Annotated in this window: 25 protein-coding genes; 11 read left to right on the plus strand and 14 right to left on the minus strand. The window is 50.5% G+C overall.

Features of this window, described 5'->3' with window-relative positions:
- Nucleotides 1–52 precede the first annotated feature (52 nt).
- Nucleotides 53–2,029, minus strand: coding sequence for a hypothetical protein (locus HOK28_05100; protein ID MBT6432447.1), 1,977 nt, complete (start codon nucleotides 2,027–2,029; stop codon nucleotides 53–55).
- Nucleotides 2,030–2,225: 196 nt separating this feature from the next.
- Here HOK28_05100 and HOK28_05105 point away from each other — a divergent pair, with 196 nt between their 5' ends.
- The 4 genes from HOK28_05105 to truA all read left to right on the plus strand — a co-directional run bounded on the left by HOK28_05105 (nucleotide 2,226) and on the right by truA (nucleotide 6,050).
- A complete protein-coding gene (locus tag HOK28_05105; GenBank protein ID MBT6432448.1) occupies nucleotides 2,226–3,248 on the plus strand; it encodes an aspartate-semialdehyde dehydrogenase in 1,023 nt (340 codons plus the stop codon).
- Nucleotides 3,249–3,426: 178 nt separating this feature from the next.
- Nucleotides 3,427–4,431 carry a hypothetical protein gene (locus tag HOK28_05110; GenBank protein ID MBT6432449.1) on the plus strand — a complete coding sequence of 335 codons (1,005 nt, stop codon included), beginning with the start codon at nucleotides 3,427–3,429 and terminating at the stop codon, nucleotides 4,429–4,431.
- Nucleotides 4,428–5,237 (plus strand): hypothetical protein, encoded by an 810-nt coding sequence (locus tag HOK28_05115; GenBank protein MBT6432450.1) that lies wholly within the window; start codon nucleotides 4,428–4,430, stop codon nucleotides 5,235–5,237. The genes HOK28_05110 and HOK28_05115 overlap by 4 nt, the downstream gene beginning before the upstream one ends.
- Before the next feature lie 21 nt (nucleotides 5,238–5,258).
- Nucleotides 5,259–6,050 (plus strand): tRNA pseudouridine(38-40) synthase TruA, encoded by a 792-nt coding sequence (gene truA / locus HOK28_05120; GenBank protein ID MBT6432451.1) that lies wholly within the window; start codon nucleotides 5,259–5,261, stop codon nucleotides 6,048–6,050.
- Here the strand turns inward: truA and HOK28_05125 are convergent.
- The 3 genes from HOK28_05125 to HOK28_05135 all read right to left on the minus strand — a co-directional run bounded on the left by HOK28_05125 (nucleotide 6,047) and on the right by HOK28_05135 (nucleotide 7,633).
- Nucleotides 6,047–6,427: a response regulator gene (locus HOK28_05125; GenBank protein ID MBT6432452.1), complete on the minus strand. Its 381-nt coding sequence runs from the start codon at nucleotides 6,425–6,427 to the stop codon at nucleotides 6,047–6,049. The two genes, truA and HOK28_05125, sit on opposite strands and share 4 nt — an antisense overlap.
- Nucleotides 6,428–6,615: 188 nt before the next feature.
- Nucleotides 6,616–7,380 (minus strand): Stp1/IreP family PP2C-type Ser/Thr phosphatase, encoded by a 765-nt coding sequence (locus HOK28_05130; GenBank protein ID MBT6432453.1) that lies wholly within the window; start codon nucleotides 7,378–7,380, stop codon nucleotides 6,616–6,618.
- Between the two features lie 67 nt (nucleotides 7,381–7,447).
- Nucleotides 7,448–7,633 carry a hypothetical protein gene (locus HOK28_05135; protein ID MBT6432454.1) on the minus strand — a complete coding sequence of 62 codons (186 nt, stop codon included), beginning with the start codon at nucleotides 7,631–7,633 and terminating at the stop codon, nucleotides 7,448–7,450.
- A 35-nt stretch (nucleotides 7,634–7,668) separates the two neighbouring features.
- Here HOK28_05135 and sctV point away from each other — a divergent pair, with 35 nt between their 5' ends.
- From sctV to HOK28_05150, 3 genes are all read left to right on the plus strand, one after another.
- Nucleotides 7,669–9,819 (plus strand): type III secretion system export apparatus subunit SctV, encoded by a 2,151-nt coding sequence (gene sctV / locus HOK28_05140; protein MBT6432455.1) that lies wholly within the window; start codon nucleotides 7,669–7,671, stop codon nucleotides 9,817–9,819.
- 287 nt (nucleotides 9,820–10,106) lie between these two features.
- Complete coding sequence (locus HOK28_05145) at nucleotides 10,107–10,586, plus strand: peptidyl-prolyl cis-trans isomerase (protein MBT6432456.1); 480 nt, start codon at nucleotides 10,107–10,109, stop codon at nucleotides 10,584–10,586.
- Complete coding sequence (locus HOK28_05150) at nucleotides 10,583–11,248, plus strand: class I SAM-dependent methyltransferase (GenBank protein MBT6432457.1); 666 nt, start codon at nucleotides 10,583–10,585, stop codon at nucleotides 11,246–11,248. The genes HOK28_05145 and HOK28_05150 overlap by 4 nt, the downstream gene beginning before the upstream one ends.
- Here HOK28_05150 and HOK28_05155 read toward each other — a convergent pair.
- Complete coding sequence (locus HOK28_05155; protein MBT6432458.1) at nucleotides 11,245–11,523, minus strand: hypothetical protein; 279 nt, start codon at nucleotides 11,521–11,523, stop codon at nucleotides 11,245–11,247. The two genes, HOK28_05150 and HOK28_05155, sit on opposite strands and share 4 nt — an antisense overlap.
- A 138-nt stretch (nucleotides 11,524–11,661) precedes the next feature.
- On the opposite strand from HOK28_05155, the gene HOK28_05160 reads away from it, so the two are divergent.
- Both HOK28_05160 and galK read left to right on the plus strand, forming a co-directional pair.
- Entirely contained in the window at nucleotides 11,662–13,071 is a 1,410-nt protein-coding gene (locus HOK28_05160) for a family 1 glycosylhydrolase (protein MBT6432459.1), read from the plus strand.
- Entirely contained in the window at nucleotides 13,061–14,224 is a 1,164-nt protein-coding gene (gene galK / locus HOK28_05165) for a galactokinase (GenBank protein MBT6432460.1), read from the plus strand. Before HOK28_05160 ends, galK begins: the two co-directional genes overlap by 11 nt.
- Here galK and HOK28_05170 read toward each other — a convergent pair.
- A complete protein-coding gene (locus tag HOK28_05170; GenBank protein ID MBT6432461.1) occupies nucleotides 14,214–14,861 on the minus strand; it encodes a hypothetical protein in 648 nt (215 codons plus the stop codon). The genes galK and HOK28_05170 overlap by 11 nt on opposite strands.
- A 66-nt stretch (nucleotides 14,862–14,927) precedes the next feature.
- Entirely contained in the window at nucleotides 14,928–16,352 is a 1,425-nt protein-coding gene (locus tag HOK28_05175) for a hypothetical protein (GenBank protein MBT6432462.1), read from the minus strand.
- 280 nt (nucleotides 16,353–16,632) lie between these two features.
- Here HOK28_05175 and HOK28_05180 point away from each other — a divergent pair, with 280 nt between their 5' ends.
- Nucleotides 16,633–17,442, plus strand: a complete 810-nt coding sequence (locus HOK28_05180) for a Nif3-like dinuclear metal center hexameric protein (protein ID MBT6432463.1) — start codon at nucleotides 16,633–16,635, stop codon at nucleotides 17,440–17,442.
- A gap of 94 nt (nucleotides 17,443–17,536) precedes the next feature.
- Here HOK28_05180 and rpsI read toward each other — a convergent pair whose 3' ends face one another.
- From rpsI to tsaD, 5 genes are all read right to left on the minus strand, one after another.
- Entirely contained in the window at nucleotides 17,537–17,935 is a 399-nt protein-coding gene (gene rpsI, locus HOK28_05185; GenBank protein MBT6432464.1) for a 30S ribosomal protein S9, read from the minus strand.
- 31 nt (nucleotides 17,936–17,966) lie between these two features.
- Complete coding sequence (gene rplM, locus HOK28_05190) at nucleotides 17,967–18,395, minus strand: 50S ribosomal protein L13 (GenBank protein MBT6432465.1); 429 nt, start codon at nucleotides 18,393–18,395, stop codon at nucleotides 17,967–17,969.
- 164 nt (nucleotides 18,396–18,559) lie between these two features.
- Nucleotides 18,560–19,183, minus strand: coding sequence for an RlmE family RNA methyltransferase (locus tag HOK28_05195; protein MBT6432466.1), 624 nt, complete (start codon nucleotides 19,181–19,183; stop codon nucleotides 18,560–18,562).
- Nucleotides 19,184–19,257: 74 nt separating this feature from the next.
- Entirely contained in the window at nucleotides 19,258–20,112 is an 855-nt protein-coding gene (rsmA, locus tag HOK28_05200; protein ID MBT6432467.1) for a ribosomal RNA small subunit methyltransferase A, read from the minus strand.
- Nucleotides 20,105–21,130 (minus strand): tRNA (adenosine(37)-N6)-threonylcarbamoyltransferase complex transferase subunit TsaD, encoded by a 1,026-nt coding sequence (tsaD, locus tag HOK28_05205; protein ID MBT6432468.1) that lies wholly within the window; start codon nucleotides 21,128–21,130, stop codon nucleotides 20,105–20,107. The genes rsmA and tsaD overlap by 8 nt, the downstream gene beginning before the upstream one ends.
- Nucleotides 21,131–21,178: 48 nt before the next feature.
- Between tsaD and HOK28_05210 the strand changes: the two genes are divergently transcribed.
- A complete protein-coding gene (locus tag HOK28_05210; protein MBT6432469.1) occupies nucleotides 21,179–22,123 on the plus strand; it encodes a DUF1460 domain-containing protein in 945 nt (314 codons plus the stop codon).
- Here the strand turns inward: HOK28_05210 and HOK28_05215 are convergent, their stop codons facing one another.
- Complete coding sequence (locus tag HOK28_05215; protein MBT6432470.1) at nucleotides 22,124–23,860, minus strand: fused response regulator/phosphatase; 1,737 nt, start codon at nucleotides 23,858–23,860, stop codon at nucleotides 22,124–22,126.
- Between the two features lie 46 nt (nucleotides 23,861–23,906).
- Nucleotides 23,907–24,212: an STAS domain-containing protein gene (locus tag HOK28_05220; GenBank protein MBT6432471.1), complete on the minus strand. Its 306-nt coding sequence runs from the start codon at nucleotides 24,210–24,212 to the stop codon at nucleotides 23,907–23,909.
- Nucleotides 24,213–24,318 lie beyond the last annotated feature (106 nt).

A 24,318-nucleotide genomic window follows, 5' to 3' on the forward strand; every position in this document is an offset into this window, starting at 1 on the left:
ACGTCAATAAATCTAACGAGTTGACCTGTGACCGATTGGGCCTTTGGCGGCCTTAAAGATCTTCGAGATTCAGGCCACCGGGGTAGCCATAAGAGACATAAGAATCATAACCATGAACCATCACACTGCAGCCACAAACGATGCCCGCCGTGTCGCAATCCACATCGCCATCATCGAGTTCATTATCGTTGCAACAATGATGCGGGTTAACGCAACTTAGTGAATGAAATCCATCAGTTATAGGCATACGGACGGCCTTCCAATCGGTGCCCTCCAGGTCGGTCACAAACTCTTGTGGGATGTCTGCCAAGGAGTTTCCATCCAGGCGTGCCTCCATGCCAGATTGGATAGCAATCGACACGTAATCTTCCTCGTATTTATCGGGTGCAAGGAACACGTACGAGTCCCTAAATTGCTGAACAGGCACTGCTAAAATAAATGCAGGATCGCCAATACCGGCGTCGTAATCATGGCGACCTGGGTCTGGTGCTTGCTCGGCTGCTAAGAATTGACCTACTAAAATTGGCTTGTTGCTGTTGATAAAGAAATCAGCATTCGACTCAATTTCAAACCACTCGCCGCTGTCCAAGTTTCGGGCCGTACCCACGGATGCCGGTGAGAAAGTAACTTCAGTGCCATCTTCGGCTGCAAGAACACGCCAACTATCCTTCTCGGCGCCCCGAGGCATACTGCGGATGGCAATGTAGTTCTTACCCCATGTGGATACCGGGAAAAGTTGCTGCTCCAAGTGATCGGCGCAGCAAGTAATCAGCTCAGAAATTGCACAAGGTTCGTGAGGTGAACACTGTGAGGGGTTGGGATGATTTGCACAGTAAGGTGCGCCGCACTCAATTTCAGAATCAGCCACACATGTGTTGCTCTCTAAATCGCAACGGGTAGTGTTGGGCGAATTCGAGGCTTCACTTCCAGCAAAAACCAAAACTGGTTTGTCGGACTGGACGCGGCTACCGGTGAGGTCACCACCGATAAAATTCGTCTCGATATTTAGGACCTCATACTTGTTTAACTCCGTTGTGAACTGCTCACCGGGCTCCAGAGCCGGAATACCGGGCCCAGGAAATGTACGGCTCGTCACCGTCACGCCAACGGTAGTAGGTTCATCATTGATTCCGACAACGGTCACAAAACCCTTTAAATCTTCAAAAGTCTGCTCACGCGTCATAACGAGATAATCTTGGCTTGCAGTGGTTGTTGGTAAGAGCAATGAAGCATCGTTGGAAAAGACATCTTCATTTTCAAGTGGGTTAAACTGATAACTCGTGACCGGAATATTCGATACAATACGATAAGCCTTCATGTCTTTTTCGGTGCCGTTAATATTACGTGCCGGCAATTCAAAGATTTTGATGCCTTTGGGCGGAATCACCGCAGCATCAACATAATTATCAGGCAAGTTAGGGCTATCGCATTCGTTGGGAGCATCCGGAACCGACATCGGTCCCTTACTGATCAACACATAAGCCGACTGAGCAACATCTGGGTTAGATAAAACAACCGCGTACTGACTGTTGGCCGCATCACAGTATTTAATGTTTCCAAACTCATCCGTGCCACATGGCACGTTGGCATTGTCGAGATCGACTGAGAAGTATTCGCAACCTAAGTAGCTCTTTTGACCCTCATCACAGACGGCAACACAGTCGCCGTCATAGCAAACGCCGTCCATCGGAGGATCAGAGCAGCTGTGGGAATAGCAAAGTGAGGTTCCAGTATCGTCGCATTGGTAAACATAGAGGTGATCGGCTCCGCACACTCGCGCGCCTGGTTCACAAAGCTGTTCACGGCACTCATCAGGATCACCGTTGACACCATCGACGCAAATCTCGCCTTCGGTACACGGTGTGTCGTACCAACTCGTCCCTTTTAAGTCACATGTACGGGCACCGGATTCGGTGCACTCAAACAAGCCAGGCTCGCAGATACGCGAGGCCAGATCGTCTTTGGAGCAAGCTCCTAAGGTCCCTGAAAGAACGATAATAATCGGAATCCATTTCATATTGCTTTGCATCACCTACCCACTTTGTAAACAACGGTACCCCTGGCTCGTGCGGCGGACCAGGATTGCTTACGGTTTGGCACGCTACCAACCCAGCCAGGCTGCGTAAATGGTGAGAATGATGTCTCCCGTTCAAAGAGTTCGCGGAATACTCATCCAGGTTCATCCAGTCATTGACCAACCGAATTTCCTGCGGCAGATAGCGAACATGACTAAGGCATATAAAGTAGCAGTTGTTGGCGCCACCGGAGTTGTGGGCCGTGAAATGATAAACGTTCTTGAAGAGCGCACTTTCCCAGTCTCAGAGCTGGTTCCGCTGGCATCTCCGCGGACGGCTGGGGAGAAAATAACCTTCCAAGACAAAGAATACACCGTGGGTGTGGCCTGTGCTGAAGCCTTCGAAGGTGTTGATATTGCTTTATTTTCTGCCGGCGGGTCGGTAAGTTTAGAGCTGGCACCCCTCGCTGCCGAAAAAGGCGCAGTGGTTATCGACAACAGCTCAGCTTGGCGCATGGACCCGGAAGTTCCCCTGGTCGTTCCAGAGGTCAATCCAGAAGCTATCGGCGGTTATAAGCAAAAAGGAATCATCGCCAACCCCAACTGTTCCACGATTCAAATGGTCGTCGCGCTCAAGCCCCTACACGATCTTGCGGGGCTCAAGAGAGTTATTGTTTCTACTTACCAAGCGGTTAGTGGCGGCGGTAAAGCGGCCATGGACGAACTTTCGACCCAAGTTTCCAAGCTCTTCAACGGCCTTGAGCCGGAGCCCGAAATCTTTCCACACACCATCGCTTTTAACTGCTTGCCCCACATCGACGTATTCCAAGACGACGGTTACACCAAAGAAGAGCATAAGATGATCTTCGAAACTCGGAAGATTATGGATCTCCCCGAACTCGGTGTTTGCCCAACATGCGTCCGAGTACCCGTATTCAACGGCCACGCTGAATCAGTGACCGCCGAATTTGAAAACGAAATCACAGTGGAACAAGCCAGCAAGGCTTTGCGTGAAGGTCGCGGACTCTTTGTCCAAGATGAACCAGCTAAGAACCTCTACCCCACTCAGATAGAGATCTCTGGCTCCGATGCGACCTGCGTAGGTCGAATTCGCAAGGATCCTTCGGCACCGAACAGCTTGGCATTTTGGTGTGTGGCCGACAACCTACGCAAAGGGGCCGCCACCAATGCGGTTCAAGTGGCTGAAATTCTCTCCCAGCACCATTTAGACTAAGAAATTAAGTTTTCGCCCGGAATAGTTGGCTTTGTTCAGCGGTTGCATCGCTGGCCCAGTAAGACTACACCCCGCGGGTAACTTGATTACCGGGAACCCAGTCATTAGTGTCTGACTGCAGGGTTTAAACCTTGCATGAAGCACTGCGGCAACGGTTGCAAGAGATATTGGTAGCATAATGAACGCATTATTAATTCTAGGATTCGCTCTGGGTGCAACAACATCGCCCCCAGCGGGTGCCACCTTAGTACTCACGGTGGACACCGAAACAGACACCTATCTAACGACCAGTCACTGCGAAGAGAGCGCGCTAGCAAGCAGCGCTTCATTTGCAGTCAGCACCGACTCGCTTACTCCGATTATCGCGGAAAACGACAAGCTGTATATTTGGTGGGAGACTTCAGACTCCGGGGAATGTACCACGCCGAGCGCTGAAGAAAGCAACCAGGTTGTTCAAGGTGCGGTCTTAAACGGCGAACTCATCTCGCAAGATGGCGGCACTCCATTGGTTTCATCCTCTCTGGGATTAAATTTCCCTGAGGGTGTAAGCTCTGCCACCCTGACCTACCAAGAGATCTTTGCTCGGATTGACACCGACGCATGTACTACCGACGTAGACTACACAGAGCTCACTCTTTGCGTCGCCATCGATAGCGTCGCCTCAACCGTTGATAACGACGTAACCATCAGCAGCACTGCGGAAGCATGGACGGCCGTCAATTTTGTCATCGACACCGCTGCTCCTTCCACACCTACTGTTGACAGTATCACGGCACTCGATGGGGCTGTGGATATCAAGGTCTCGGTCAGCGATGAAGATCCACAACTGGCCACTTGGAAGCTCTACATCCAAGAGCAAGGTGCCGTGAAAAGTATCGATTGCTCTGACTGGGACGTTGAGGCCACAGAATACAGCCCAACGGCTACCAGCTCGGAAACGCTTAACTACCGCGTTGATAATGGTTTGATTTACGAGTTCTGTGTTGTTGCGGTCGATGAAGCAGGCAACGAAAGCGAAGCCTCTGAAGTCACCGTTGCTCAATCTCAAGACGAGTGCGACTTTATTGAATGCTATCCAGGAGATCTCAAAGACGGTCACTGCAGCGCAGCTCCTCCAGCCCTTTGGTGGTTGGCGGGTCTTGGAATTCTCTGGCGTCGCCGCCGTGGAGGACTTAATCGATGAGCAAACGCGCTATCATCACTCTTGTGGCTTTAATGCTCAGCATTGTTTCTACAAGTACCTCTGCCTTGGCAAACAAGGAAACAGACGACTTACTTCAAAGTTGGCGGATGGAATTAAGGTTTACACCCTACAAGCCTAAAATCTCCCAAAATGCTACGAAGCAAGCATTCTACGATTTAATGTACGGTGACTCTGAGCCCGTCATGACGACATTCGCAACACACCACTACCTATGGAAGGGCTTCGGGCTTTTGGGTGTGGGTGCAAGCGTGGGTTACTGGAAAACCACGGGTAAAACTCGGCTCTGTTCGGATGCTGATGGAAATTACATTCAGTGCTATGGCCAGGGCCTCGACGCCATTGCCGCAAGCTCCACCGAAGGCAACAGCAATACTCAGCTTATGATCATACCTCTGAGCCTTGAGGTTGCTTACCGAATTGATTACCTCAACCGTGAATGGAGTGTTCCGCTCGACTTCTATGCAAAGCTTGGCATCGATTATCATTTTTGGTGGGCAACCACCGAGGGAGAAATCGCCACAAGTACCCGTGAAGAAGAAGACGGTACAAGCAATACGATCAATGGTTCAGGTGGCACACCGGGTCTCAATGGCAGTGTTGGCGTGATGCTGGATCTCAGCTTTTTGGAGCCGATGACTGCCACACGAGCACGTAAAAATGGCATTGCCGCAAGCTACCTCTTCTTTGAATGGAATTGGGCGCAAGGCGACGGCTTTAAACAACCCAATCGCTTAGATATGTCTTCATCTGGCTGGACACTCGGCCTGGGCATGGACTTTCTTTAAACAGTCCTTTATGGCCCCGCCATGGCTGATTCATCTGACCCCCCAGAACGCAACTTTCGCTTACTCGTTGAATATAACGGCAGTGCATATTGTGGCTGGCAACGCCAAAATGCCCAGCCCACCATCCAAGGTTGCATCGAAAGTGCCCTGAGTAACATACTGGGTTATGCCCCCACCCTGCATGCCGCTGGCCGAACCGACACAGGTGTTCATGCCATTGGTCAAGTGGCTAACTTCACGGCGCGTACCAATATCGTCGACTGGAAATTTGCTCGGGGCATCAATAATTTTTTGCCTAAAGACATTTCCGTTCACCAATCTGTAGAAGTCCCTCTAAGCTTTAGCTCACGGTTCAATTCTGTTTCTAAGCGTTACCGATACCGAGTCTACCATGGGCCGCAGCCTGCCGCGCTGGATAGACAACGCGCCTGGTGGCTTTTAAGCCCCGTGGATATGAACCTTCTCAAGCAAGCGTCCAACCTTCTACTGGGGCAACATGACTTCAATGCATTTCGCTCAGCCCATTGCGATGCCGCTCATGCCATTCGTGAGATCTACAGCATCGACATTAAAAAGGTAGAGCGCCCCCCGGTGGGCTATTACGTGGACATCGTTTTTCACGCGAATGCCTTTTGCCGCCATATGTGCAGAATTCTAGCGGGTACCATCGTTGAAACAGCGCTCGGTAAATTTACTCTCAAAAATATTGAAGAAGCACTTGAGAAAAAAGACAGAGCGTTCGCTGGCATCACTGCCCCACCGGGCGGACTTACACTTTTAGAAGTTATCTACCCAGAAATAATCGAAGCCTAAGCTGCACGCTTATCTAAGAGCTCACGCGCCTCTTCCAAAATCAAACGAAGTGCACTTAGCCGAAATGGCTTTTCTAAGAACCATCGAACACCCATATTTTTGAGGTGCTGAATGGTGACTTCATCTCGCATGACCGCGCTCGCGAAAATTGCTGGGCGTCCCCCAAGCTTATCCACTTGCTCCAAGAACTCGACGCCGTCCATTTTCGGAAGTAGAAAATCAACAACCATCAAATCAAAATGCTCATTCTGAAAACGATGAAAAGCTTCTTCACCATCCCCGGCAAGATGAACATCAAAGCCTTCTTTGCTCAGGACATCGCGATAAATAATTTGTAGGTCGGGCTCATCCTCGACCACGAGCACCTGATAGGTCATATCTTCCCCCAAAAGCTCTGTTGGCCGACACTCTGCACCCATCGGTGAAAGATTTCAATCACGCAGCAGAGATCTCCAAGTTTTCACTCGGTACCGCTTTCAGTGCGCGGGGGCGAAGCCAAGCACGCGAAACTGCAAGTTATGAATAAGATACGATTATTTGAATGGAGAGAAAAAGAGCGGCGGCTCTAGTCTTCGAAACTTACGATCACCACGGTGACGTTATCATTGCCGCCATTGGCATTGGCTTTGGCGATTAGGCTCTGGCAGCCTTTTTCCAAGTCACCGTTAGATTGATTATAAATCTCTAAGATTTCCGCATCCTGGATCATACCGCTGAGTCCATCGGAACACATGACAAAAGCAGTGCCTGGTCGCGGCTCTTCACGATGGATATCCACATCCACCGCATCTTTCATCCCAAGAGCGCGAACAATCACGTTCTTGTGAGGAAAATTTTCGATCTCTTCTTCGGTGAGCTGATGAACCTTCATGTAATCGTTGAGCAACGAATGGTCCTCGGTCACTTGCTGAATCTGTCCGTCATGAATCAGGTAAGCACGTGAATCACCAACGTGGCCCACATAAACTCCGCTTTCAGCGACCAAGAGACCCACCAACGTGGTTCCCATGCCACGCAAACGCGCGTCGTGCTGTGAAGTCTCGAATACCTGACGGTTGGCGAGCTTGATGCCTGTTATCAGACGATTTTGATCGTAATTAAGTGAACGGTCTTCTTTGTAGGGCCAAGTGACTTCTTTGTCTCGCGAAGTGTCGATGAAAAAGTTGGCCAGTGTTTCTACCGCTATTTTAGACGCAACCTCTCCCGAAGCATGTCCGCCCATACCGTCTGCCACGACGTAAAGATTTTCTTCTCCGAGGAGAAAGAAATTATCTTCGTTATGCGTACGCTTCATACCCACGTGGGTGCTGCCGGCATAGCGAATCTTCATACGGATACCCTGAGAATCTGGTTCAGTCACAACGCAACTTCCCGTTCTTGCGTTCGTTTCGTCAGAGCTAGCATGCCAAGACCTGCTCAATCAAGCCGGGCACCAAGCTACCTCCGTTCCAAGGTTCCCCTCGGACAGGTAGATTCTTGCACAAATCCGAAGTCGATACGATATTGAGGCGTATTTTCTCGATGTTACCAATTTCCTCAGTCATTTCTGGAACATCGGCCGTTTTTTTACTAAGCTCATTCAAGGACCGACCCACTTAAACCCGGAGATTCGCCCCCTATGAGGCAAGTACTCGACGGAGCCCTGAAGGGCGACTTTGCTGAACTAAGCAGACGTTACGCAGACATTTTTCTAGCCGCTGGTGTGGTGAGCATCATCGGTATGATGATCATCCCGCTGCCCACCCCCATGCTCGACTTACTCTTGGTGGTAAACATCACGATTAACGTCGTGATGATGTTGATCTCAATCTACATCTCAAGCGCCCTGAAACTTGCTGCCTACCCAACTATTATTCTGATTACCACGCTCTTTAGACTCGCCCTAAACATCTCCAGCACACGGCTTATCCTTCTCGATGCCGATGCTGGTGACGTGATTGAGTCGTTTGGACAATTTGTTGTAGCCGGTAACTTTGTTGTTGGTGCGGTCATCTTCTTGATTATCACCATCGTCCAATTTCTCGTTATCGCAAAAGGCTCCGAGCGTGTTGCTGAGGTTGCTGCTCGGTTTACCCTCGATGCAATGCCCGGTAAGCAAATGTCCATTGATGCGGATCTGCGTGCAGGTGCGTTCGACCTAGACGAAGCAAGACGCCGCCGCAGTGAGCTAAGCCGTGAAAGCCAACTCTTTGGTTCCATGGACGGCGCGATGAAGTTTGTTAAAGGCGACTCCATTGCCGGCCTCATCATCACCATCATTAACCTGGTTGCCGGTATTATCATCGGGATGACGATGATGGATTTCACCGCGTTCGAAGCCATCCAAGTTTACGGTATCTTAACCATTGGTGATGGTCTTGTTTCCCAGATCCCTGCGCTGCTTGGCTCCATGACTGCAGGCTTAATTGTTACGCGCGTGGCCAGTGAAGACGAAGATTCAAACCTTGGTAAGGATATCTCAACACAAGTTCTCGCTCAGCCTAAAGCATTTGCCATTGCCGCAAGTTTGCTTCTCGGCGTTGGTTTGATTCCTGGTCTGCCCACGGTCCCCTTCTTCATCATGGCCTTTCTCGTCGGGGGTCTCGCCTACGTGTTGCTCCGCTCCCAAGCCACCAGCGAGGCTGGGGGAGAGGATATGCCGGCCAACGAAGTCCAAGCGATGGGCGAAGAAACCCGGCAAAAACAGATTCAAGCCGCCAAAAAGCAAGAGGGACAGGCCCAGCAAATGCTTCCGGTCGTCACGCCGATTGCACTCGAAGTTGCAGCCGACTTAATTCCACTGGTTGAAGACGCCAGCGGCGGTAATAAGTTTCTCGGTGAAATGATTCCGATGATGCGCGACGGACTCTTTTATGAACTGGGCGTAAAGTTTCCAGGGATTCGAGTGCGTGGCAACGAAACCGATCTGGCCCATGGCACCTATATTATTCTCATCAATGAAGTTCCAATGGTCTCGGGCAGCGTGGGTTTAGAAAAAGTACTCGTCAACGATACCGTCGACCGGCTTACGCTTCTCAATATTGATGGTGAACCTGCTGTGAACCCTGCCAATGGCTCTGAGTGCGCGTGGATACCCCAGCAATATGCGGGCATCGCTGAGCAAGCTGGCCTGACTACCTGGGATGCTGCTGGCTATATGGTCTTGCACCTCTCAAGTATTCTGCGAAAGAATTCGGCAGAGTTTCTCGGCATCCAGGAAGTTCAAAATATGCTTGAACAGCTTGAGCAGGCCTTTCCCGCTCTCGTTAAAGAAGTTGTTCCAAAAGCGGTATCGCCTTTTCAGCTTACGGATATCATGCGCCGGCTGGTTGAAGAGGAGATCTCAATACGCGATCTACGTTCCGTACTGCAGGCACTTGCCGAATGGGGACAAGTTGAAAGCGATACGGTCATGCTCACGGAGTATGTACGCAACGCACTCAAACGCTATATCTCGCACAAGTACACCCGCGGCGGTAATACCCTGGTCGTTTATCTTCTCGATCCTCAAATTGAAGAAACAGTGCGTGCGTCGATTCAGCATACTCAAAGCGGCTCTTACCTCGCATTGGAACCAGAAATTACGCAGGAAATACTCACCGCAGTTCGCAACGAGGTTGGTAACTTACCACCCACAGCTCAAAACCCCGTGATTCTCACCACGATGGAAATCCGTCGTTATTTTCGTAAGCTGGTAGAACTTGAGTTCCCACACCTGGCTGTACTTTCCTATCAAGAGCTTTCGCCCGATATGAACATTCAACCTATCGCGCGTATTAGCCTCGACTAAAAGAAGCATTCCCTGCCTCTTGGCATCCTCAAAGATTAGACGTTATGGTCCAGACTCACTTTAGCTCGGAGAGCCTGATGCCAAATTTCTACAAAGTATTCACCACTGTATTTTTCGCTCTTGCCTTAAGTGCCTGTGGAGTTGAAGTGCAGATAGACAATGGGTCCGGCAATGAGTCCGGCAATGAGTCCGGCAATGGGTCCGACAATGGGTCCGACAATGGGTCCGACAATGGGTCCGACAATGGAGCTGAAACCCTCGCCAATCAGTTCACCATCGTCACCAGTATGGGGACCATTAAAATAGAGCTCGATCCTGTGAACGCTCCTATTACCACCGCCAATTTCGAGCAGTATGCAGATGATGGGTTTTACGACGGTAGAGACGGCGACGGCGCCACTGTTTTTCACCGCATCATCAGTGGATTTATGATTCAAGGCGGCGGCTACAAAGAATCAGGCAGCCAAAAGAGCACACGCTCAAGCATCAATATTGAATCGGATAATGGGTTAAGCAACGACCGCGGAACGCTTGCCATGGCTCGCACCAACGACCCCAACAGCGCCACCAGCCAATTCTTTATCAACCACACCAACAACAGCTTTTTGAACTACTCAGATTCCAGTAACCCTGGCTACGCAGTCTTTGGAGTGGTGCTTGAAGGCCTGGATGTGGTGGATGCCATTGCTGCTGTGGATACGGATGGAAACGACGAACCCTTTTCTCCTGTTGTCATCACCTCCGTGACACGGACGCTTGCTCCATGAGCGAAGATTATTACGAACGGGTAAATCCTCATCTACTGGCCGCGCTTACGGATTTAGAAAACAAAAAAGTTCTTGAGATTGGATGTGCCGCAGGTCAACTCGGAGCAGCTATCAAACAAAATACTCAGGTTCACTGGACCGGGGTTGAAATCACCGAGGATGCTCATTCAAAGGCTTCAAAGGTTTTAGACCTTGCGCTCTTGGCCAATATCGAAACCGACTCTTTAGATTTACCATCACAATCTTTCGACAAGCTTGTGCTGGGCGATGTGCTCGAACATTTACGTGATCCTTGGGCATCTCTGAATCAGCTGCGTGAATACCTCAAGCCTGGCGGCCAAGTGATCTGCAGCCTGCCCAACATCAACCACTGGACCGTATTGGCTGACTTACTTGCCGGCCAATTCACTTACGAAGATCATGGAATTCTTGACCGTACACACCTTCGCTTCTTCACGCTTAAAGAAGCCATCGCCCTTTTTGAAGGAGCAGGCTTCGTTCTAGAGCGAGTAGAAAGCATTGAGGTTGAGCACCCGCAGATGAAGCGCGTGGTGGGGCAATTTAACAGCTTAAGAAATATACTTGGGATCGACCACGCAAATTTTGAGCGCGAAGCTCGCACCTACCAGTGGCTAATCCACGCCCAAAAATCCGCCGGTTAAAGATCAATCTTTTTGGCCCAAATTCCTATCTGCAGCCGCAAAAGCCAATAAACAACAACCGCCGTTCCCGTAACAGAAACCAGCTCCCAACCCACGTGGCTATCGATTTCCATGATCTCGAGCTTGGGTACCAAGGCCATAACTAAACTAAAAAGCCATGTAAGCCCCAATACCGGCCAGATCACCTTCAGATATGCCCCGCCCTCTGTTGAGCGGTCCAGATAAAGCGACCAGCGCACCAGGGCGCAATTCAAGATGCCTACTACAATGACCATCGGCGGCCTATTTTCACGAACTGTTTCACAATTTCTCTTACCCCTGATACCGCATTAGAAACAACTTAGAACGATAAGATCATGTTGACGAATCAAAGACCACCACTTAGAAGATTAGAATCAACCGGAGAGTAGACCTTGTATTTCCTCGTTCTCTTAGCAGTAATCGCCCTCGTTTATGCCCTAGTGACCTATCGGCTGCACCGTCGCCATCCAGAGACCCTCTGGGATTGGGATAAGAAGAATTTAAACGACTTGAGCTTCCCCGAGAACTTCATTTGGGGAACCGCCACGGCGTCCCACCAAGTTGAAGGCGACAACGTAAACAATTGGAGCCGCTGGGAAGAGGGAACGCATGCCGATGGTAGCCCCCATATTCACAACAACGATCAAAGCGGTAAAGCCTGTGAGCACTACACGCGCTACAAAGAAGACATTCAGCGCATTAAAGACTTAGGACTTACTTCCTACCGTTTCTCGCTCTCTTGGAATCGTATTGAGCCTACACCGGGTGATTACAACGAAGAAGCCATCGCTCACTACCACCGCGTGATTGATACATGCCGCGAGAAGGGTATTCGCCCCATGGTCACACTGCACCACTTCACCCACCCTTTGTGGTTTGAAGATATGGGCAGCTTTGAGCATGAAGAAAATATCGAGCACTTCCTGCGCTTCAGTGAGAAGGCGTTTTCCGAATACGGTCACAAAGTAAAGTACTGGTGTACCCACAACGAGCCTGGCCCCTTTGCATCTATGGGCTGGGGACTTGGGGTCTTTCCTCCAGGGATTCGCAGCCTCAAGAGAATGAGCCGCGTCCTGCAGAACCTCATGCGCTCACATCTTCGTGTTTATAAAAAGCTTAAGAGCATGCCGGGCGGAGAAAAAGCGCAGATTGGTTTGGTCAAAAACATTTTTCAATTTGACCCCTATCGCCGCTGGAGCCTCGTGCACTGGGCACTGTGCCGGCTTCTCGACCACCTCTACAATGAAAGCATTATCCGCTTCTTGAGAGACGGTCTTTTTAGAATTTATGTTCCTGGCGTTGTGTTTATCCAAGAAAAATTCGAAGACGCTCAAGGCGCGACCGACTTTATCGGCCTGAACTATTACTCAAACCTTCTCATGAGCCCACTGTCCCCCCAAAAGCCGCCGTTTAAGCCGCTAAAGCGCCCAGGCCAAGAACTTACCGACTTCCCCTACACAACCTACGGAGAAGGCTTTTACAGAGCTCTCAAGCGCATCAACACGATTGGTCGTCCTATTTTGGTAACCGAAAACGGAATCCCCGACGCAAAAGATGACCGCCGAGAAACATTCATCAAACGTTATGTCTACGCCATGAGCCAAGCGATTAAAGATGGTTGTGATGTAAGAGGTTATTATTATTGGTCACTGCTCGACAATTTTGAGTGGGCCGAAGGCTACAGTATGCGCTTTGGTCTTTATGCCATCAACTTTGAAACGCAAGAGCGCACTCTAAGAGAAGGCGCCAAAGCTTATCAGCAAATCGTCGAAAAGCATGGGCTTAAGCCGCATGTTAAGTAAGCCCGATATTGCCGATGAAGGAGCCAAGTATTTCTTGTCTCATTTTGACAGGCCAGCAACAGCACTTAGCTGGGCACCTGGTCGCATCAATATCATTGGCGAGCACACCGACTACAACGACGGCCTCGCTCTTCCCGCCGCGGTCAATCGCTATGTCGCGATGGCCGTAGCCAGTAGAGGTGACGGGAAAATTCATTTTCAAAGTCACAACTACCAGGAACATTTTGAAATAGAGCTCGCCACACTTCACGACTTGAAACCCACGAAGCATTGGCACCGTTACATGGTCGGTGCCCTACGTGTATTTCAAGATTTAGGTCACCCGCTCAGTGGTATGGACGTCTTACTCATCGGCGATATACCGGCCGGCAGCGGGCTTTCCTCATCTGCAGCCTTGGTCTTGGCGTGGCTTGGCGCGCTTGCAGAACACCACAAAGTCCAGCTTGATCCTTGGACGATGGTTAAATCCAGCCAGCGTGTTGAGCATGAATACCTTGGCGTTCTCTGCGGATTGCTCGACCAAATTGGCTCGCAAATGTCTGTTGCCAACCAAGTTCTTGCTGTGGATTTTCAGTCTCTCACCGTAAGCCCTACAAGCTACAATCTGCCTGGCTATTGCTGGGTTGCGATTCACACCGGTAAAAGCCGTGAGCTTGCTGAAAGCGCATACCAGACGCGTGTCCACGAGTGCAGGGAAGCTCTCGATAGATTAAAGAGCGAGCATCCACACATTCAAACGATGCGCGACGTGGGCGCTGAGCTTGTTCAAGGCAGCGATAATTTAAGCAAGCGAATCCGGCACGTGGTTCAAGAAAACCGCCGCGTGGAGCAGGCCATGACATGTATCCAAAACGATGCCGAAGGTCTTGGTAAGCTATTGGATGAATCTCACCGGAGTCTCCGGGACGATTACGAAGTAAGCTGCGATGAACTCAACGCCATGGTTGAAATCGCTACCAGCCAAGATGGCTGCATCGGCGCTCGAATGATGGGCGGAGGTTTTGGAGGTTCGACCCTGAATCTCGTGGAGACAGCGAAAGCGAAAAAGTTTATTGATGAAACACTGACTCAATATGGAACGCGCTACCCTCTGCTCAAGCCATCTGCGTTGATTGCAAAACTTGTAACCGGCGCTGCGAGCCTTACTCTTTAAGCTTCTTATCGCTCTTCTTAACCGCTTCTCTACGGCCCCACTCTTCTTCCGCTCTCTCTTTCACCCACTCTGTACCATTGGTCAAAGAGTCCCGGGTCAAGAAGTTCACAATGAAATCAGGGAAACGGCCCACGACCATTTCAGTCGCATACTCTACCCGCGTCACGATGGGGTCTTGAGAAACTTCTTCAATTCGCCAATACCCAATAAGATCGATCACATCACTGGTCCGGCCTCGGTCAAGCTCCCAGCTCATATAGCCTTGCGTCTTATCAAGGGTATTTACGGTGTAGAGTTTCGAGTTGATCCACCAAAACGATAAGTCCATCGCAACAAAGAGCTGGTTACCCACACTGCGGTAAACCTTGCACTCATCAACGTTCTTCACCCAATCTTTGTATTTGTCATAGCGAAGAATAGTGTCCCAAATAAGGCTTGATGGGGCTGCGATGTATTGAACAGCAACCCCTGAGCCACTCTCATTGGTCTCAGACTGACGCGACACCGCACTGCCCTCTTTAAGGAGAACTTCCTCATCAGGCGTCAATTTAAGAAGTTCGGGAGCACCTTGATAGGGCTTAAGCTGCTCTGGATGTGGGTGCGGTGTAAATAGCTCTGTGGCCTGTGCTGACAACAAAGGCCAACTCATCATTGCCAGAGTCATCAGAACTATTTGAGTGAAATTTCTCATCATGGGTAAATATTAAACATCCCACTTGAAGCCGATAGCAGCCATAAAGACAATCATACGGCTGCTGTAAGAACCATCGGCGATTGGCCACTGTTCTTCCGGTGTTCCGTCTTCGCCCAGTTCAGGGTCCCCTGCGTTGGGAACGATGGGATCATCCGATAATGTACCTGTGTTGGATACAGTTCTTGGAAAGAAGTGAACATGCCCAAAGGCGAGATCGGCCCAAAAGCCGCCAGGGATTTCGATACGAGCACCCAGCGTGGTTCCGATTTTATCAGCATCAAAGTTGCCCATGTTCACCCAAGTGTCATCCACTGCACTTCTCTCGTAGTAAACACCCGCGCGAGCGGTAAGAAGCTCAGGAATTGCTTCCCAAGAACCGCCTAAACGTAAGCTGTAGGTGTCTCGCCAGTTAGGCGTAAGTTCAATGATCCCTACGGCACCGGCTTCCGGCAATAGATCCGAAACGACATTGATCTGCGTAGCGTCAAAACGGATGGTTTTATTACGGCTCCAGTTTTCATAAACAAACGCCAATTCAATATCATAAAGATTTTTGGTATCGGTGTACCGTAGACCTGCACGGGCAAGTCCCGGGAGATTGAGGGAAACATTGATTGCATCGCCTTCAAATTCCACCAAACCCTCAAAGTTTCGACCAGGTGTCAACTCAGCAACACCATCTGCACTCACATCAAATTCCATCTGATAACTAAGCGCCAGCTCTAAACCTTCCACAAGCTCGACCGACATTCCGAAAATGGCACTGGGAATAAATGGCTGAGAAGCATCCAGCTGGGTCTGAATATCACACTTCTGGTTTTCCATTTGGCCGCCACAAGCGATGCTCGCATTGAGGTCAAGCGTTTGGTCAATCTTCATGTAAACGCCCATAAAGGCTGCCCCAAAACGAAGCTTATTCCAGCCCGTATCGTATGCGAGGGCCAAGGCGTAGTGCGCTTGAACATTCAAACTCTTCACCAAGGAATAACGCTGAGAGCCTTCCGGATCGAAAACCATATCCGCGCGAGGTGGACCCCACAAACCAAATCCCATAGTGAGACCTTCAAGGCCGAGGCCTGCAAAGTTATAGGATAGAAATAAGTTTGGGCTGGGGATTGGGTCTGATTCGTTCTTTACTTCGTCCCACGGATCTTGCGGTCCCTGACCTTCAACCGGAACACGCTGAAAAGTGCGAAAGTCTTTAATCATGTTGGCGCCCAGAACAAGCTGAAAGCCATCAAGGCCGGCAAGGGCCGCAGGGTTTAAATAAACAGCGCTTGGGTCACCGGGCTGCACAAGGTTGGCTCCAGCTCGGCCGTAGCTACTCACGCCCTGGTCCAAGTTCCAAAATGCGGCAGCAAGCGCGCTGGTTGGCATCATACTGAGCACTGCAAACAAGGCACAGAGGCGAAGCTGATTCGTCTTAAATCGCATACCAAAACTCTCCAATATCGATTTCCCCGCACACACTGTGTTTCACCGCCGGGACTTGGCAACAAAACCTATAACCAATTGTGCGCACCCCCAGAAACCAGAAGCAGCCTAGACAGTCAACTTGAAGTGCCCAAGCTCACGATTTTTAAAATGTACTTTGGGAGTCAGGGACTTGATCCAGTGAAGTTCAGACCCAAAAACCCCTCTGGTATCCTTAAGTCAGACCAATAAGAAACCAACGTTGCTCGACCTAGCCTCAGAGTTTGAATAAATGATCTGTATGAGCACTGACCTGACATCCCTGATTTCGGCCCTCAAAGCCATCGCCCCCACTCAGCTCGCAGCAGACTGGGACAACGTAGGACTCCTGGTTGAAGGAACACCTAATCGTAAAATCGAGACGGTCTTTTTCTGCATCGACCTCACACACCCTGTGCTCGACGAAGCCATCGGTGCAAAGGCAGACGTCATCGTGGCTTACCATCCTCCTATTTTTGGCGGCCTCAAACGCCTCACACGGCGCTCCCCTGGCCAGCACTTAATGATTCGTATCATTGAGGCGGGCATCTCGGTTTGGTCACCTCACACCGCTTTGGATGCGGCCAAAGACGGACTCTGCGATTGGCTCCTAGATGGTGCTGGGGAAATGAAAGAACGAGAAATCATTGAGGCATGTCCAGCTGCAGTAGAAAATTTAGAAGTCGGTATGGGGCGTACCGGGCGGCTGAAAGAACCCGTGACGCTGCCGGAAATGGTTAAGCGCATCAAAGCTTTTCTTCGTTTAGAAAACCTTCGTCTCGCTTCAGCAACTCGTCATGCAGAAGGTAAAGCCATCAAACGCGTGTCAGTCTGCCCAGGAGCGGGCGGCTCTTTGTTTACGAAAGTACGATTCACCGACCTGCTCATCACTGGAGAGATGCGCCATCACGATGTACTTGGAAAACTCGCGGCCGGTACATCTGTGATTCTTACCGACCATACCAATACCGAGCGGGGCTACCTGCCCATTTTAGCATCAAGAGTAAGTGAGGCGACCGGTGTAAAAACTCACGTATCGGCCTTGGACGCCGATCCACTGGTGATTGTTTAAAATTCTCGCTTCAGCAGTATTCAATACACATTGAGGCAAAAAAAAGGACCGCAGAAGCGGTCCTTTTTGAATATCCGATTGGGATACGTGCTGATTAGCGCTTGCTAAACTGGAAGCGCTTACGAGCACCAGGCTGACCTGGTTTCTGACGCTCAACCTTACGAGAGTCACGGCGAAGAAAGCCGGCTTTCTTGAGGCTTGCGCGAAGGTCGCCGTTCATTTCAAGGAGTGCACGTGAAAGACCGTGACGAATTGCACCAGCTTGGCCGCTAAGACCGCCACCAGAAACATTCACAACGAGGTCCATCTTGCCAAGCTGCTCGACCAACTCAAGTGGTTGGCGAAGAACCATCTTCAGAGTTTCACGTCCGAAGTAGTCGTCGATTGGACGCTTGTTAATCGTGATTTTGCCGTCGCCGGGACGCAACCAAACACGAGCTGTGCTCGACTTACGACGTCCTGTTCCGTACCATTGTACTAATTCTTCAGCCATTACCTTCATTCCTTGTTTCGATCAGTGTCTCTTAGAAAGAGAGTTCCTGTGGGTTTTGAGCTGTGTGTGGATGCTCAGATCCAACGTATACTTTGAGCTTGCTGAACATCTCACGTCCCAAAGGACCTTTTGGCAGCATTCCCCAAACAGCCTTCTTCACGAGGTCTTCTGGATGCTTAGCACGAAGCTCAGCAGCAGAAACACTTCTAAGGCCGCCAACCCAACCAGTGTGGTGACGATAACGCTTGTCGGTTTCTTTTTTGCCAGTAAGCTTAACTTTTTCAGCATTGAGAACGACGACGAAGTCACCGGTATCTGCATGTGCAGTAAAAGTAGGCTTGTGCTTGCCACGAAGAATCTTGGCAATTTCACTGGCCATCCGGCCCAATACCTGGTCGTCAGCATCAACTACGAACCAGCTTCGATCAATTTCATGCTTCGCAAAGCTTTTTGTTTTCATCACTATACCTCGGGCTTTTTGGAACCCATTCCTCGAGCACGAACCAGAGTCTGGCACGGCGAGGTTCAATTACAGAGCGGCGCTTCTATGTAACCCAGTGATTCTTGTCAAGATTATCCAGCCAAGAACATGCCCTCTTCGTCTCTCACGATCCAAAACACCGATCATTCTACTGATTCTTGGGGCTTTTTCCCGATCCCGACCAAAAAAACCTCGGTGCTTTCCTTACGAGTTGCCTTCGGTCGATGCCTTTCAACCTTCAAATAACTTGCCCGCATGCGCTTCACCAACGCCTCAATTTCCCCACCTTCGAGTAATTTCGCCACCACAGCGCCCCCGGTTTTGAGGAAATTATCCGCTATATCGAGAGCTCTTTCGACCAAAGCAGCACTTCGTAGATGATCTGTGGCACGGTTACCCGTAGTTGACGGAGCCATATCTGAGACTATGACGTGAAAGAGTCCACCGAGTTCCTCGAGCGATATCTCATAAATATCACCCACGCGGGCTTCCGCGTTGGCCGGGAGGGTCGTTTCAACGGGCTTGAGATCGTAACCGAGCACTTGACCCTTATCGCCTACTCGGCGCGACGTGTACTGCATCCAAGAGCCTGGAGAGCAGCCCAAATCTAAAACCCGGGTTCCAGGTCGAATGATATTGGACTTTTTATCGATTTCTTCGAGTTTGTAGTAGGAGCGCGCAGCATTTCCCTCACGCTTGGCGCGCCGAGCAAAATGGTCTTGGGCTCGCTTATTACGCCCTGATTTTCGTTGGTGTGATTTTGCCATAACTTATGAGGACCGCGCCTAACACGTTGTCTCCCAGCTGACCACAGGGAACCGCCGCAAATGGAATCTGAGCATCAACTCTGCGCTCCACGATTTTCATAACACTCTGCGATAGCCACAAACTGCTCTACCGTCAGCCTCTCCGCCCGCAAGCCCGGATCAATGGAGATCGATTCCAGCATCGCCACCACTTCATCCGCTGCCAAACCAAGCCCACGGCTCAAAGTATTACGTAAGGTTTTTCGACGCGTAGAAAACGCTGCCTTCACGACATCTTCGAAGCTTTTGCCGCTCGGTCCGCCCGGTTCTTGCTCTTTTCGAGTCAAGACCACAACGCTGGAGTCAACCTTAGGCGGGGGATGAAAAGCCTGCGGCGGCACATGACGAGCAATTTTCCCGTTGAAACTTCGCTGCACCAACACACTGAGCAAGCCGTACGTTTTATTCCCCGGCTCAGCCACCAACCGCTCGGCGACTTCTTTTTGAATCATCACCACAATGCGTTCGACATGCTCGTAAGCCTGAGTGACCGATACCAAAATTCGGCTCGATATTTGGTACGGTAGATTCCCCACAACCGTCAGCGGGTGACCGATTTCCTCACGAAGGGCGGCATAATCAAGCTTGGCCGCATCTTCCTCGCGTACTTCAAGTCCATCGGCCCACTCAAAAACTTGTCGTAAAACCGGAGCGATTTCACGGTCTCGTTCAATCGCCAGAACTTGCCCGCCTTGTTTGAGCAGGTGCCAAGTAAGAGCGCCGGTACCCGGACCAAGCTCCACAACGCGAATCTCACGCTTGTTCAGTGCGTGCCCTGCAATAATAGCCAAGATGTTCTGGTCAGTTAGGAAGTTTTGACCCCAACTTTTTTTAGGTTTGAGGCCGGCAAGGGCCAACACATCCTTAGGCTTCGGCGGCGACTCAGTCATGACTTGGTACCTCAAGGTCACCCAAGGGCCAGCGGCTGCGTACTTCTGTGCTCCAAGGTGTGGTTTCACCATTTTGCAATCGAGTCCAACCGGCAGCAGCAATCATCGCCGCATTATCCGTGCATAAAACCCGGGGAGGCAAAAACGCCCACATCTTATTGTTGTGACACCGCTCTTCTAAAAGTGCTCGCACTCGAGAGTTGGCCGCCACACCTCCAGCCACCACGATGCCTTCAACACCACAACGTTTGGCCGCAGCCACTGCTTTTTTCGTAAGAATGTCAGCTATCGCTTCCTGCAAGGATGCACAGAAATCATTAAGTTCTTGGCCTTCCAAGGCTCCACCGTGCTCCCGAATATAATTGATTCCAGCGGTTTTAAGCCCGGAGAAAGAAAAATCGAAATGTTTTGTTGTATTCATACCGCGAGGCAAAGAAATCGCCTTCGGGTTGCCGTCTTGCGCCAGCCTATCCACGTGGATACCGCCTGGGTATCCCAGCCCAAGCACCTTAGCCACTTTATCAAATGCCTCACCCGCCGCATCATCCCGCGTGCCTCCCAGAAGCTCATACGAGCCAAAGGATTGCACATGGTAGAGATGAGTGTGGCCGCCGCTCACAACCAAAGCCACATGGGGATAACTTGGGGCTTCTTGCGCCAGCAATGCTGCAGAAATATGCCCCTCTAGGTGATTTACACCGACCATCGGGATCCCACGTGCCATCGCAATGCCTTTGGCTACCTGAGCGCCCACCAAGAGGCATCCGACCAAACCTGGGCCTGTGGTCACGGCTACCCCATCGATTTCGCTCATCCCGCCCAGGGGCTCTACGGCCTGTTCGACGACTTCTACGATCTTATGAATGTGCTCTCGTGAAGCGATTTCCGGTACAACACCCCCGAACTGAGCGTGGGTTTTAACCTGAGAGTGGATGATATTGGTCAGAATTTTCGGACCGTCTTCCACGACCGCTGCCGCCGTTTCATCGCAGCTGGTTTCAATGCCTAAAACTTTCATGATGCCCCGCGTACTAGAAACAACCCACAATGTGCAATATGGAACCGTATGCACCGGCACCATTGGATACTGATTGCGGCACTCTTTTCGCTAAATTGCACGCCGCAAGAACCTCACCGTGAACCCATGTTGCCTACAGAACCGCTCAAAAAGGGCCCTATTGGAGGTTTTGACGAAGAAAAGTCAGCCTCAGACATGCCCAAGCTCGATCCCCTTCCTCGCAAAGCCAAAAAAGATATTCAACAATGGTTCAGGTCGGTCGGTCCCATCCGTGCCAACGAATCTTTTGGAGAGCTTATCACTCGGGCAGCTCGGCACCACCTCCACAAGCCATATTTAAACCCCGAACAATCCTCCGGCCCTGAAATCCTCGACACAACTTTGGAAACATTTCAGTGTGTCTCTTTGGTAGAAACCAGCATGTCTCTGGCCCGCTGCCTTTGGATGGGTACCCCCAACCCGCGGTGCTATCGAGATGAAATTGCAGCCACCCGTTACCGAGATGGACGCATGGGGGGCTATGCCTCACGTCTTCACTACTTTTATGACTGGTTAGAGGACAACTCGCGCCGTGAGCGCCTGGCCTGGATGACAGACTCTCTCGGAGGCGAGAGGGTTTATCGAAAATTCTCAATTATGACCGCACACCCTAAAAAATACCCCGCGCTCTCTGACCCACTGATTTTCGAACAAATTAAAAGTTTAGAAGACAATCTCAACGAGTCCGAGCTTTTTTGGATTCCCTCAACACAAGTTGAAAATCTACAAGCTCAACTTAAAGAAGGCGATGTGATTGGCGTGATTACCCACACCAAAGGCCTCTTGATCAGTCACACAGGACTGGTTTCATTTGGCGACGACAACAAGCCACATTATCTTCATGCGTCGAGTCACCATAAACGGGTGGTGTTTACGCCCGGTTCTATCGCGGAATACATGCTGGCTCAGAAAAAACGAAAAGGGATTGTGGTGGCGAGGCCACTGGCACCGTAATTAACTATCTGCGCTTTCGCCCCAGATAAATTCAGCAATGACGCTGTTACCATTCCCATAATAGGAAACGTTTTCACAGATTGTCTTCACCAGCGCGATGCCTCGGCCGCTGTGAGAATAATTCGTAGCGAGCCCCGAAAGTGTACCTTCGTGGTCAAACCCTGGTCCGGTATCGGTCACTTTAATCGTTAAGCGACCACCTTCCTCAAACGGTACATGCTCGAAATCAAATCGGATGCTACCCTCTCTAAGCTCAGCCAAGCGTTGCTGACGCATGGCGTAGTACTGACTGAAACCTTCAACGTTCTGTTTCAGGCTCGACTCCAGTCCTAAGAGACCGTGTTCTAGGGCGTTATTAAAGAGCTCAGCCAAAACGGTATAAAGAGGCTCGCGGTAACCATCGAGGCCTTGCAGCTCGGTTACAACATGCATCAAAACCGGAATTGGGTCGACGATGCGCAGTGTATCACCGGACAGTTCCAAGCTAGATTGCCAAACCATCGGCAAGCTTTTACGCGTTTCTTTGGCAGGCTCTGCCGCAAACTGCTCAGGATCTGGTTGTTCACAACGGATCTCGATCAAAGTCGTATCGTCGGCCTGCTCGCCACCTTTTCGCCAAGCGTTAACGCTCTTACCAATCTCATCAAAGAGGTCGTCGGGATCACCCTCGGCCGTGAAGAGCTTCTCTAAGCCTTCCTGACCAAACATTTCACCATCGGGGTTGGAGGCTTCAATCACGCCGTCGGAATAAATATAGATTCTTTCGTCTTCGCTGATATTCAAACGAACCGGCTGGCATTGTAGATTATCCATCACACCCAGCGGGATACTATGAGATGGAATCCGGCTACGCAGCCCGGTGCCTGGCTTGTAAATCAATGCATCCGGCACGCCGCCATTCCAAGCAAACACACTTTCGCCGCCAGCTTTAAAGTCGAGGAAACATGCCGCAAAAAAGACTTCGGTTGGTAATGAGGCCCGTAGCTTACGGTTGATCTCCGTAACGATGGCCGCCAATGAGAAACCTTTACTCGCCATACCGTAAAAAACTTCAGCAACCGGAATCGCTCCAACTGCAGCCGGTAGACCGTGTCCTGTGAAATCACCCAGCATAACGTAAAGCGATCCAGAGGGTGTACGGGTTGCCAGAAGTAAGTCGCCATTAAAAATGGAAACAGGCGAGAGCATGTAACGAATATTGTCGAGGTCCAAACACCCCTTCGGGATAATCTTAGCAAAGACCCGCTCTGCTACCTGATGCTCGTGCTCCAAACGACTTTGGTGACCCGCAATCTCATCGCGCTGATAACGCATGGTTGCATAAACCGAGCGGATTCGAAGCATCGCGTCGATCTTCGCTTTTAGGATAACTCGGTTGTAGGGCTTCACGAGGAAGTCATCACCGCCGCACTCAACACATTTGGCCAAAGCCTTTTCATCGGTCACAGCGGTTAGAAAAATGACAGGAACGAATCGCTCAGCGCCACGAGATTTGATGAGCTTGGTGGCTTCATAGCCATCCATCACCGGCATCATGACATCCATCAATACGAGATCTGGTTTCTCGCTATCGAAGATGTCCACCGCTTCTTGGCCATCATTGGCTTCTAAAACGGCATAGCCTTCTCGTTTTAAGATTGCATTGAGTAGAACTCGGTTGATGCGATCATCATCGACAAGCAAAACCTTGATAGGTCCTTCGGACTCTATTGGTAATATCTCAGGCTCGCCGGTCATCGTACCCCCGAAAGTCAGTGTCTAATACACCAACCCAGAAACGAATTTATTCGACCTTGAAGAGCTTCGCGAAGTTGGCCACTTTAAGAATGTTCTTAATCTGTGGTCTACAATTCACGATGCGAATATCTGCTTGGTCACCGCCAGCATGCTCTCGCATAAGCAGCAGCATACCCAAGGCAGAGCTATCTAGATATTCAGCAGATGCCATGTCGATGACGTACGCCAAATTCGACTGCGACACCGCCTCATATGCTTTTCTAAATTCCTGATGGGAACTAAAATCAAAACGACCTGAAATTTTAATCGTCAGTTGAGCGCCGTCGCTCGCCAGCTCGGATGTAACAGCCATGGAAGGCCCTCCCAAGTGCCTAAGTCCTTAAAATAATTAAGGCAGGTTCTTCGCGAACCAATACCCTATTTTTGCCACACTCTAGAAGGCAGTTGCAAATCCTGCT

It is taken from the genome of Deltaproteobacteria bacterium (assembly GCA_018668695.1).
In the GTDB taxonomy this organism is placed as follows: domain Bacteria; phylum Myxococcota; class XYA12-FULL-58-9; order XYA12-FULL-58-9; family JABJBS01; genus JABJBS01.